The organism is Streptomyces sp. NPDC001480, assembly GCF_042894725.1.
In the GTDB taxonomy this organism is placed as follows: Bacteria; Actinomycetota; Actinomycetes; order Streptomycetales; family Streptomycetaceae; genus Streptomyces.
On the sequence record NZ_JBIAVX010000056.1, the window covers coordinates 1 to 10,206 of the forward strand.

Consider the following 10,206-nt stretch of genomic DNA (forward strand, 5'->3'; position numbering starts at 1 on the left):
TACTCCTTTTTTTTTATAAATTTGGGTTTTGTGTTTTTTTTTGGTTGGGGCCCCATATTTTTTTTTTATTTTTTGTCGGGGGGGGGGGGGGGGGGGGGGGCCCCCCGCGGGGGGGCCCCCCCCCCCGCCCCTCCCACAGGGCTACCAGGGCACTTCGCCGTTTTCGTCCTGGAAGGTTCCTGTCGGTCCGTCCGCGTCGAGAGTCGCGAGTCGCACGACGACCTTGGCGCTCTCCTGCGGCGTCCTTCCGATTCCGAATGCCGCGGTCAGGTCGGTCGCGGTGGTGCCGGGCTCGACTGCGTTGAACTTGATGCCTGGCTGGGACTTGGCGTATTGGACCGTGAGCATGGTGGCTGCGGACTTGGAGGCGGAGTAGAGCGCCAACGGCAGGTTGAACTCCGGCCGGTCCGGGTTGGTCACTGCCCAGAACGATCCGGCGCTGCTGGAAACGGTGACCACGGTTGGGTTGGGGGACTTGCGTAGCAGGGGGAGCGCCGCTTCAGTGACGCGCACGATTCCCACCGCGTTGGTGTCGAAGGCCCGGAGAGCCGTGGGACCGTCAACGACTCCGTCTCCCAGGATGCCCGCGTTGTTCACCAGGACGTCGAGCCGGCCTTCGGCCGAGTCGATCGTCGCCAGCGCGCGGCTCACCGATGCGTCGTCGGTCACGTCGAGCTGTACGAATCGTGCGCCGAGTGCCGCTGCGGCCTTCTCTCCTCGCTCGGTGTCACGAGCGCCGATGTAGACGACGTGGCCCAGCGCCAGGAGCTGTCTGGCTGTCTCGAAGCCGATGCCCTTGTTGGCTCCGGTGATCAGTGTGATGGTCATTGCGTGTCCTCTCGAATGGTGTGGCCCGTGTGGGCCGGAAGCGGCGTCCGGACTGTTTGTTGAGTTGCCGGCGCTGATCTGGGGGGTCAGCCGGTCAGCTGCCGGAAGAGTTCGCTGGCGTTGTGCAGGGCCGTCATGTGCACGAATCGCCCGTCGCGGACCTGGTAGATGGCGTACTCGACGATCTCGAACGAGGCACCGGTGGGAGCCACACCGAGCCACTCCTTCACCGGAGTACCCGTGGTGACCAGACGCGCAGCCAGACGGTCACCGTCGAAGAGCAGTTCCTTGAGCTCCCAGTGGAGGTCCGGAACCGCGTCGACGTCATGCTTCTGAATCGCGATGAGGTCGTCCCGGGTGGCCGGCTCGCCGTTCAGGGTGGTCCGGTCGTTGATGAACTCGTCCATGCCGTCGAACTTGTGGGCGTTGAGCGCTTCGATGTAGCGCAGGTAGAACGCGCGCAGATCACTGTCTGACATGAGGTGATCCTTCTGTGGGGCAGTCCCGGGTCGGGGCTGCGAGTGGATGCGCTCTTTTCAGATTGGCCATCAGCTCGTCGCGGGTCTGGTGCGCAAGCTCGGTCCAGGCGGGTTGACCGGGAGCAGTGCGCCACGATTCGCTCAGCGGACTGTTGTCCACGGTGTCGAAGCCGAACTGGTCATACAGCCGCGTCACGAGTTCAACGGCTTCCGGGTAGTCGCTTGACGCAGGGAGCGCCAGTCGGTCGGGGGCGCCGGAGAGGCGGCCGGCGGTGGTGATGCGGGGGGCCTGGATATGGGTGAACGCCTGGACGACCTTGGACGTGGGGAGGTGCTCCTGGCGCAGCTCGTGCACCGTCTTCTCGCCCGAGTCGATCACTTCGAAGTGGCCGTCGCGCCAGATCATGTAGTTGTTCGTATCCAGCACGATCTTGCATGCCAGCGCTTCGGCCGGCATGTCGTTGACAAGTTTGAGAGGGACGGCTACGACGGCGAAATCGCCGGCTTCTGCGGCATCCGCAGCGTGTGCGGCGCGCGCTTTCGGGCCGAGTTCAGTGACGAGGTTCTCCAGGGTCTCGGGTCCCCGTGAGTTGGCGATGACGACTTCGTATCCGTGGAGTAGTGCCGCGCGGGCGATCTGGCTGCCGACCTCGCCTGCGCCGATGATCCCGATGGTGGTCATGGGTGGTTCTGCCTCTCAGATCTGGTTCAGGCCGCCGTCGACGTACAGGCTCGTGCCGGTGATGAAGCTGCTCTGCCCGGAGGCGAGGAGCGTCACGGCGGCGGCGATATCTTCGGGGCGTCCGAGCCGGCCCAGCGGCACATGTGTCGCCAGTTGCTGCTTGAACCGCTCCGGGTGGGGGGCGAGCCCCGACAGTGCCGGGGTGTCGGTCGGGCCGGGCGTGATGGTGTTGACCTTCGTAGAGCCGGTCCAGGTCGGCCAGGTTCGAGATGTCGCCGGTCACCGCGGTGGCCGCTGAACCGATCACTTCGGCGGCCGCGTCGAGTTCGGTCCTGCGTCGGCCGATGATGAACACGTGCGCGCCCTCGGCTGCCAGCTGTACGGCGCTGGCCAGGCCGATTCCAGTAGTGCCCCCGGTGACGAGCGCAGTCTTTCCCTCCAGTAATCCCATGTAAGCAGCCCCTTCAACTTCCGCAGCGATCGCTGCGGAAGTCGAACGTTAGCACTTCCGCAGCGATCCCTACAGAAGAGGTAGGCTGCGGGGGTGGAGAGGAAACAGAGCAGCCCGATGGGCCGACCGCGGGGATTCGACGCCGACGAAGCTCTCGAACGCGCCATGCTGGTCTTCTGGCAACATGGCTACGAGGGGGCCAGTACGGCCTGCCTGACGAACGCGATGGGCATCTCCACCACCAGCATGTACGCGGCCTTCGGCAACAAGGAGAAACTGTTCCGCAAGGTTCTGGAGCGCTACACCGAAGGTCCGAGCGCATACCTGGCCCGGGCCCTGGAGGAGCCGACCGCCCTCGGCGTCGCCACCGCGATCCTGGCCGGCACCGTTCGGACCACCACCCGCCCGGCCCATCCCCACGGGTGCCTGGGTGTCCAGGGTGCCCTGACCACCAGCGACTCCGGACAGGAAGTCCGCGACCTCCTCGTCGCCTGGCGCAACGACGGCTACTCCTGCATCCGGGAGCGGTTCCAGCGCGCCGTCGACGACGGCGACCTGCCTCCGCAGACCGATCCGGGGCTACTGGCCCGCTACCTCACCACCTTCGCCTACGGCATCGCCGTACAAGCCGCGAGCGGTATCGGCCGGGATGAACTCCAGGAGCTGGCCGACGCCGCCCTGCGTAACTGGCCACTGTCCTGATCCGCCCGGCGCGCGTCTACGAAGGTAAACGTGCGGAAGGCAAGGGAGCACCTCCAAGCCGTGCTCGCGCTCGCCCGCGCTCGCGTCAACGTGCACTGGGCTGCTGATCGGAGATGTATCGGTGCGGGCAGTGGCGCCGGACGCAGTAGCCACGGTGGGGGCATCGGCGCCACACGGCGGGCTCACCAGGACAAGGAGCCAGGCAGCTCCTCGGCGGCACGCCACCGCTTCGAAGCCGCTGTGTCAGTCCCTCCGCCCTACGGTTTGCCCATGACTCCTGAGATGCGGGACCGGTTAAGTCCTTTCCGTTGCAAGGCGATCGCGCGGGGCACACCAGCCGGCGACGTAGAGCGATGGCTGGCCGCCGCCCGCTCCTGCGCGACGCTGGCACGGGACGGAGACGGACCCGTCGTGGGCCGGTTCGGCGGTCCGCTCCTGCTTCCGGCCGATGTCCCGGACTCCGCCCTCCCCTTCGTCGCCTCCATCGACCTTGGGGTCCTGCCCGCCGACGCGACGGACCTGCCGCTGCCTCCCGACGGCCACCTTGAGGAGACGCCGAACAGCGGACCCAGCTGCCGCATGGTCAGGTTCGTGCGGTAGTACACCGCGACCATCAGCACCCGCTCGGCAAGCGGTAACGACCACGGCCGGCCCCGCAGGGTGCCGTTGCCGCCCCGCTCCCGCACCACCTTCAACAGACCCGAAAACTGCGTCACCCGCAGCTTCGTGAACGTCTCCACCCACACCCGCTCAGCACGTACCGCCGCGGCCATACCTAAGAGATGCCCAGCTCAGCGCCTTGTGCAACACCCTTTAGAGGGACTGTAAATCGTTCGGCCCTGTCTCGCATTCGGTGGTGACGGAGCGTGCTGTTATCCGAGGAGGATGCGGTTCCGGAGCAGGGTGAAGCCTGCTCGTCCGTGCATCTGGCGCGCGATCCGTTTGGTCTTGGTGTTGACGCCCTCGGTCGGGCCGTTGCTGTAGGGAAGCGTGAGGGCGGCGATCACGGCGTCGATGTCCCGGTCCAGGCCCCGGGTGAAGGCGTGGAGGTGGGACAGATCAGCTGTTCGGACCTGAGCGATCCATCGCGTGAGCGCATCGGGGTTGCCGGTGTGTGGCGTAAGGAGCGGGGCGAAGTACCGGATGCCCGCGGCCAGTTGGGTCATCTCGGGGCAGGCGGCGGTGAGTCTGGCCAGGAGCTCGTGCTGCTCGACTGTGAGGTTGTCGGGCCTGGTCAGCAGCATCCGGGCGAGTCGGCGTGGCGAGATATGGCTGCGGTCGGCGTCCGCGCGGCCTTGGTTGATGTACTTGTGCAGGAGGTTCAGGCAGCCCGTGAAGCCGAGGGCCTTGATTTCTTCGAAGAGGTGCTGCACCGGGACGCCGGGGTCTTCAGCTCGACGTTTACGCAGGTGCTCGCGGTAGGGATCGACCAGGCTGGCACGGTACTTGGGGACGCGGAGCATGCGCTCGGGGCGGTCTGCCCGGGCGTAGCGTTTGACAGTGTTCAGGGCCAGCTGTAGGCGGCGGGCGCATTCGAGCAGGCCCGCGCCCTGGTCGAGCAGGCCGTGGACCTGGTGCCAGCGTTCGAGGGTGGTCTGGGCGCGGGGCCGTCGTAGATCGGCGCGTCCAGTACGGTGGCCCAGCAAGCGCTGTGTGCCTTCACCTCGCTCAGGGCGGCTTCGCACAGGTTCTTCCATAAATGCCAGCGATCACCGACTTGCACCGCGTCAGGCAGGGCACGGCGGATGGCCTCGGCATAGGTGGCCGAGCCGTCACGGCACACGACCTCGACGCCCGGATGCTCGCGCAGCCAGCCTTCCAGCGTGTCGGCGGTGCGGTCGGGCAGGACGTCGATCCGTTCATGGGTCTCGGCGTCGATGATCACGGTGGCGTAGCGGTGGCGCCGGCGCAGAGCGAAGTCGTCGACGCCGATCACACGGGGCACCCGCCCGGTGGGCAACGGGATGCGCAGCAGAGTGCGCAGGGCTGTGTGGCGAGACAGACCCACCGCGAGTATCGCCAGCAGACGTGCTCCCGCTCGGCCCGCTACTGACCTTGCTGGCGTGATGTCGTCGAGGTGAGGCCGGTTTCGGCGAGACATCCGTCGATGAGGTTGCTGCGGTACTGGATTTCGCGGAGGCCCTGTCGGAGGGCGCGCATCAGGTGGTCGGGGCTGGTGAATGCGGTGTTGGCCTGGCTGCTGCGTCGCAGCAGTGACCAGATGCCCTCGACGGGGTTGAGGTCCGGTGCGTAGGCAGGCAGGAAGTAGCAGGTGATCCAGTCGTGGGTGTCGATGAACGCCCGCAGCCGGGCGTCCTTGTGCACGTTCAGATTGTCCCAGACGAGTACGATCGGCGCGCCAAGCTGCTGGTGGGCAGCGACGAGCAGGTCGCGGTAATCGGTCCAGGTAAAACTGCGTCTGCCGCCCCGCTTGTGGTCGACGTGCCGTTTGGGCCGGTAGATCAGGCGTGAGCGTTCGCCGGGCTTGTAGCAGGCCAGTGCGGCGATGGAGAAGCGGCGCTGGGAGCGTCCCCGGACCCGGATGACGGGTGTGTGTCCGCGTCGGGCCCAGGTGCGGGTGGTGGGCGGCGTCATCGAGAAGCCGGCTTCGTCTTCGAAGCAGAGCCAGGCCCCGAGCGCCGCCACGGACCTTCCACCTGCGGCCAGGTCTCCTTCACCCAGCCGGTGACGGCTTCCTCGTCGCGTTCCAGCGCGCGGCGGGCGGGGACCTGGTGGCTGAAGCCGTGCCGGTGCAGCATCTGCGCGATGGCTGAGAGCGTCATGCTCTTGTGGAACCGGCGTCCGATCAGCGTCTTGATCCGCGTCAGCGTCCAGGTCTGGTCCGGCCAGCCGTGTGCCACCGGCCCCTTGGCCAGCTCCTGCTCGAGCACCTCAAACAGTGCTTCGCTCAGCTTGGGCCGGGACGCCGGCCCCTTCGACTCCAGGGCCGACGTTCCGCCGTGCTCCCAGGCCTGGTGCCACCGCTGTACCGACCGCACGCTGACCCGTAACTGCTTGGCGACCGCGGCATTGTCGTGTCCCAGGGCGAATAACTCGGCCGCCTGCATCCGGATGTGCTGGCGAAACGTCCGTCGCTCCGCGGTCAGCCCGCCCCCTTGCGGATACCTCATGCAACCGGCTTACCGCGACAACCACCCCTTGTCAGTCACGACATCACGCCAACAAAGTCAGTAACTCCTTGACCACGGCCTTGACCTGCATGGTCAGGCGGGCCGTGCGTCGCTGGTATCGCTCCAGGACACCGGGCACCTGTTCGCGGAAGGTATGGCAGCAACCGCGTGTGGGACACACCAGACGCCGCACCCGCACAAGGACCACCACCCGCCGGTCATCGGTCGGCACGTCGGCCACCGTGCGCCAGTGATAGCCGTGCACCCGCCCTGATAGCGCCCCGCACACCGGACAGACCGCAGTGTTCTGCGGAGTACGTGCCCGCACCACGACCCGCTCGCCCTCGTCGACCACATCACCGATGACCAGCGGGGACAGCCCTGAAAACACCGTCTGCACAAGCTCGTTGACATCCTTCACACAGATACCAACGATGCATCAGGACTCTCCGTCACCACCTAATGTGAGACAGGGCCGTTAGATTTACACTCCCCTGGGAAAGCCACCCGTCCCGGCGGACAATGCTTTGACCTGCGCAGAGATCAAGCCGCTGCTGGGGCTAACCCTGTGCCGGCGGCACCGGATTGCATGTGCCGGGGCTGATTGGGCCAGCGCTGCCAATGAGTCCGAGACCGAGGGGCGTGCAGGTGTGCCAGACCGCTTGTCCTTCGCGTTGGCTGACGATCAGGCGGGCATGCCGGAGCGCCTTGGTGTGCTCGGAGGCTGAGGACTTGCTGATGTCGAGTTCGCGCGCCACGTCGGTGGTGGTGCGCTGCCGGGTGAGCAGGGCCAGGATCGCGGCGCGGGTACGTCCCAGGAGGGCGGCTACCGGGTCGGTGGCCGAGGGCTCTTCCAGCAGCGGAAGCGGAGTAACGGCCGGGTAGACCAACACCGCGGGACCGTGCGGATAGACACCGATCAGCGGCCGGCCGGCCCAGCAGGCCGATGGAAGCACGGTGATGCCGCGCCCTGCCAGGTGGATCTCGCGATGCTCGGGCGAGCAGATCTCCAGGACGGTCCCGGACCAGCGGATTCCGTGGGTGAGGCCGGCCAGCATCTGACGGAGCCCGTGCCGTGCGAGGTTCTGGGTGCGCCACGCCCGTTCGGTATCGAAGCCGGATGTGATCCGCTCCCAGGCGGGCACCAAGAGGGCGTCGTGCCCGGCACGTACCCCGTTGTGAAGGATCTGCCAGGCATCGCGGTCCCGTTGGGCAAGGCGGATCGTCCACGCAGTCGGCATCCGGTCGGCAGCGCACACGCGCTTCAGGTCGGCCTGTACGAAGGCGGCTGGGCTTGCCCGGACCTGGTCGAGACCGTCATCCAGTCCCCGGCTGAGGGGATCAAGGAACAGTGGGCCCTTCCCGGTCGGAGGTATGAGGTCCAGCAGGGGATGCGCGGCGCGGGGGAGGGTTCGAAGCGAGCGATGCTGCCAGCGCCGGAAGACGGGGTCGATGTCCTGCTGTTGCAGCATGGCGGTGGCGAGGACCAGTTCCATCAGCGGTGCCGGAGCCGGCGCCAAGGTGACCTGGAGGAGGTCATCTGGCGTGAAGTGCACGCGAAGCATCTGTTCCTCCGTGTGTAGCCGTTTGCGGACAGCATCAGACCTGCGGTGTTCGGCCAGGAACGAATGCTTTGCGGCGCTTCCGTCAGGTCCTCGACCATGTGACTTGTAGCGGGCATGCCGAGTCTCGGCCGTGAGGTCCGAACACGGAAGGCGCGGACCGGACATCCGTATGCCTGGGCCGCCGGGGGAGCCGCGTGCCGGAGTGCCGGGCAGAACGGACCGCGTTGGTGACCGGAGCGGCCGTTGCCTCACGGGGGCGGGCGGAGCTGCCCCTCGAAACGAAACAGGAGAGGTGAACCGTGAACCTGATGTCTGGTAAGCCGAGACTGCTGCTGATGGCGATGATGGCCATCCTGGCCGTTGCCTTCAGCACGCAAGCCGCCTCGGCCGAAACGGCCGGCAACTCCTACGCGGCTCAGGCGCAGCGCGCGGGACTGACCGCCAAGCAGACGAGGATCCTCCAGCAAAAAGTCGATGAAGTGGTCGCAAGGACACATGGTCGACAGACCGGCCCGAACACCGTTGCCTTCCGCGGAGGAAAGGCCACCGTGGCCGTCCCCGGCGAGAGGTACGCCAGGGACCTGCGTACCACCTACGCGCCAGCAGCCTCGGATTCCTGCCCGTATGGGAACTTCTGCGGGTACACGGGATCCGCGTACACCGGCGACGAGTATGACTTCTACTACTGCGGCTACTACAACACCAGCTCGTACCTGCTCAGCGGCGGTTCCTGGAGCAACAACCAGACGCAGCACCGACGCGTGTACATGTACGGGTCCCGCGGAACGGTGATCTACACGACCCCCAACGCCTTCTACCACACCGCAAGCGGTGACTGGGGGCCGGTTTACGGTCTCAAGACCTGCATCACCGCGGCGTAACGCCCACACAGTGATCGGTTCCCGCACCCTCGACGTGGCGTGCCGGGAACCGATCATTCGTTCCCTGTGTCATGCCAGCCCAGCTAGCCGTTCGCCGACCAGTCACAGCCGACGTTGTCCTTGCCGGAAACCTCATCCGGCCAGGTCAAGCGGCATGCTGGTACTCGTGGAGTATGCCGCCGAGTCGGTCGCGTCTTCGTACGTCAAGGCGAAGGATCCGGGCCGGGTCGTTGATCGGCTCGGGCAACGGGCGGAGCGGGCGGTCGTTGCCGATGCCCTGGTGGGGCCGATGCGAGTTGTAGAAGTGTTCGAACTCGCGCAGAGCATGGAGCAGATGGCGCTGGTTCCATATCAAGGTGCGGTCCAGGAGCTCACGCCGACAGGTCTGCACCCACCGCTCCATGACGGCGTTCATCCTCGGCATCCGGACACCGCTTGGCACAACCTGGATGCCCGCGTCCTTGAGGACGTCATCGAACAGGGCGGGGAACTTCCCGTCCCGGTCCCGAATCAGGAACCGGGCCCGGCAGCCCGCGTCCTCCAGGTCCATGACGAGGTTCTTCGCCGCCTGCGCCACCCAGGCCGCGGTCGGGTGCGCGGCGGCGCCGAGGATGCGGATCCGTCGGCTGGCGTGCTCGATCACCGCCAGCACCTGCAGACGCGCACCGGTCAGGGTGACCGCCTCGAAGAAGTCGCAGGCCAGCAGCGCGTCGGCCTGGGAGCGCAGGAAATCGGCCCACGTGCCGGCGCCGCGTTCGGGCGCTGGGTCGATTCCGGCCTCCCTCAAGATCTCCCAGACCGTGGAGGCGGCGACCTTGATGCCCAGGACGAGCAGTTCGCCGTGCACGCGCCTGTAGCCCCAATGGGGATTCTCGCGCGCGAGGGCGGAGTACGAGGGCGCGTATGGAGTGCACGGTCCGCGGCCGGCCCGGACGCTTCGGCCGGGACCGGGCGGCATGCCGACGTGCGAGCAGGTCCCGGTGCCACCGCAGCACCGTCTCCGGGCGCACCTGCAGCCGCACCCGGCGCAGCGCATCCATCGGCAACCGGTGCAGCAGCGCCACCAGGAACGCCCGGTCGGCCGCATCGAACCGCGGTCTGCGCTTGCCCAGTTGCCGCTCCAGCATCGTGATCTGATGCCGTAGCACCAGGATCTCGATGTCCTTGTCCCGATCGCTCATCGGCAGTAGGCGCAGCAGCGCGAGCGCGTTGCTCACACCGATGTAGGCCAGTCGCAGCAGCACGGACGATCACGTTGCAGTGCTGATCGGCTTCCGCGCAACCGCGGCGTGAGCATCCATCGTCGAAGCTCCGCGAAGGCCGCCCACCGCCTCACCACCTGGGCGGATAAGGTTTTCGGCAAGGACAGGCCCACCGGGATCCGGTCGTCGCGCTGGGAGTCGCGGATCGTTTTTCCGGTGAAGCTGTGCCTGCCGTCCGGGTGAAGACCGCGCCCGGGCCGGGAACGTCACCGGGGCGTGCCTGTA

Annotated in this window: 9 protein-coding genes and 5 pseudogenes; 3 read left to right on the forward strand and 11 right to left on the reverse strand. The window is 66.9% G+C overall.

Annotation, left to right across the window (positions count from 1 at the left end):
- Window positions 1-141 precede the first annotated feature (141 nt).
- The 4 genes and pseudogenes from ACFY01_RS46520 to ACFY01_RS46535 all read right to left on the reverse strand — a co-directional run bounded on the left by ACFY01_RS46520 (window position 142) and on the right by ACFY01_RS46535 (window position 2,440).
- Entirely contained in the window at window positions 142-828 is a 687-nt protein-coding gene (locus ACFY01_RS46520; RefSeq protein WP_390741849.1) for an SDR family NAD(P)-dependent oxidoreductase, read from the reverse strand.
- An 86-nt stretch (window positions 829-914) separates the two neighbouring features.
- Window positions 915-1,307, reverse strand: coding sequence for an ester cyclase (locus tag ACFY01_RS46525; RefSeq protein ID WP_390741850.1), 393 nt, complete (start codon window positions 1,305-1,307; stop codon window positions 915-917).
- On the reverse strand, window positions 1,294-1,989 hold the full coding sequence (locus ACFY01_RS46530) for an NADPH-dependent F420 reductase (protein WP_390741851.1): 696 nt from the start codon (window positions 1,987-1,989) through the stop codon (window positions 1,294-1,296). Before ACFY01_RS46530 ends, ACFY01_RS46525 begins: the two co-directional genes overlap by 14 nt.
- 15 nt (window positions 1,990-2,004) lie before the next feature.
- A pseudogene (locus ACFY01_RS46535) lies at window positions 2,005-2,440 on the reverse strand (SDR family NAD(P)-dependent oxidoreductase).
- A gap of 117 nt (window positions 2,441-2,557) precedes the next feature.
- Here ACFY01_RS46535 and ACFY01_RS46540 point away from each other — a divergent pair.
- Both ACFY01_RS46540 and ACFY01_RS46545 read left to right on the forward strand, forming a co-directional pair.
- Window positions 2,558-3,142 carry a TetR/AcrR family transcriptional regulator gene (locus ACFY01_RS46540; protein ID WP_390741855.1) on the forward strand — a complete coding sequence of 195 codons (585 nt, stop codon included), beginning with the start codon at window positions 2,558-2,560 and terminating at the stop codon, window positions 3,140-3,142.
- Window positions 3,143-3,412: 270 nt separating this feature from the next.
- Complete coding sequence (locus tag ACFY01_RS46545) at window positions 3,413-3,742, forward strand: hypothetical protein (protein WP_390741857.1); 330 nt, start codon at window positions 3,413-3,415, stop codon at window positions 3,740-3,742.
- Here ACFY01_RS46545 and ACFY01_RS46550 read toward each other — a convergent pair.
- From ACFY01_RS46550 to ACFY01_RS46575, 6 genes and pseudogenes are all read right to left on the reverse strand, one after another.
- Window positions 3,691-3,915: pseudogene (locus tag ACFY01_RS46550) on the reverse strand (transposase family protein); the annotation flags it as partial. The gene ACFY01_RS46545 and the pseudogene ACFY01_RS46550 sit on opposite strands and share 52 nt — an antisense overlap.
- Before the next feature lie 99 nt (window positions 3,916-4,014).
- A pseudogene (locus ACFY01_RS46555) lies at window positions 4,015-5,198 on the reverse strand (ISL3 family transposase); the annotation flags it as partial.
- A complete protein-coding gene (locus ACFY01_RS46560) occupies window positions 5,189-5,737 on the reverse strand; it encodes a transposase (protein ID WP_390741856.1) in 549 nt (182 codons plus the stop codon). The gene ACFY01_RS46560 and the pseudogene ACFY01_RS46555, both read right to left, overlap by 10 nt.
- Window positions 5,734-6,273, reverse strand: coding sequence for a winged helix-turn-helix domain-containing protein (locus ACFY01_RS46565; RefSeq protein ID WP_390741852.1), 540 nt, complete (start codon window positions 6,271-6,273; stop codon window positions 5,734-5,736). Before ACFY01_RS46565 ends, ACFY01_RS46560 begins: the two co-directional genes overlap by 4 nt.
- A 61-nt stretch (window positions 6,274-6,334) precedes the next feature.
- Window positions 6,335-6,664, reverse strand: a pseudogene (locus tag ACFY01_RS46570) (transposase family protein); the annotation flags it as partial.
- Between the two features lie 169 nt (window positions 6,665-6,833).
- Complete coding sequence (locus ACFY01_RS46575; protein WP_390741853.1) at window positions 6,834-7,838, reverse strand: ArsR/SmtB family transcription factor; 1,005 nt, start codon at window positions 7,836-7,838, stop codon at window positions 6,834-6,836.
- Window positions 7,839-8,146: 308 nt separating this feature from the next.
- Here ACFY01_RS46575 and ACFY01_RS46580 point away from each other — a divergent pair, with 308 nt between their 5' ends.
- On the forward strand, window positions 8,147-8,719 hold the full coding sequence (locus tag ACFY01_RS46580; protein ID WP_390741854.1) for a hypothetical protein: 573 nt from the start codon (window positions 8,147-8,149) through the stop codon (window positions 8,717-8,719).
- Window positions 8,720-8,864: 145 nt separating this feature from the next.
- Here the strand turns inward: ACFY01_RS46580 and ACFY01_RS46585 are convergent.
- Window positions 8,865-9,963 (reverse strand): annotated as a pseudogene (locus ACFY01_RS46585) (helix-turn-helix domain-containing protein).
- Between the last annotated feature and the right edge of the window lie 243 nt (window positions 9,964-10,206).

What these genes read in the sequence shown, in the direction of transcription:
- ACFY01_RS46530 (WP_390741851.1), bottom strand. Translation starts at nt 1,989, where the DNA reads ATGACCACCATCGGGATCATCGGCGCAGGCGAGGTCGGCAGCCAGATC.
- ACFY01_RS46545 (WP_390741857.1), top strand. Translation starts at nt 3,413, where the DNA reads ATGACTCCTGAGATGCGGGACCGGTTAAGTCCTTTCCGTTGCAAGGCG.
- ACFY01_RS46565 (WP_390741852.1), bottom strand. Translation starts at nt 6,273, where the DNA reads ATGAGGTATCCGCAAGGGGGCGGGCTGACCGCGGAGCGACGGACGTTT.
- ACFY01_RS46580 (WP_390741854.1), top strand. Translation starts at nt 8,147, where the DNA reads ATGTCTGGTAAGCCGAGACTGCTGCTGATGGCGATGATGGCCATCCTG.
- ACFY01_RS46540 (WP_390741855.1), top strand. Translation starts at nt 2,558, where the DNA reads ATGGGCCGACCGCGGGGATTCGACGCCGACGAAGCTCTCGAACGCGCC.
- ACFY01_RS46560 (WP_390741856.1), bottom strand. Translation starts at nt 5,737, where the DNA reads ATGACGCCGCCCACCACCCGCACCTGGGCCCGACGCGGACACACACCC.
- ACFY01_RS46525 (WP_390741850.1), bottom strand. Translation starts at nt 1,307, where the DNA reads ATGTCAGACAGTGATCTGCGCGCGTTCTACCTGCGCTACATCGAAGCG.
- ACFY01_RS46520 (WP_390741849.1), bottom strand. Translation starts at nt 828, where the DNA reads ATGACCATCACACTGATCACCGGAGCCAACAAGGGCATCGGCTTCGAG.
- ACFY01_RS46575 (WP_390741853.1), bottom strand. Translation starts at nt 7,838, where the DNA reads ATGCTTCGCGTGCACTTCACGCCAGATGACCTCCTCCAGGTCACCTTG.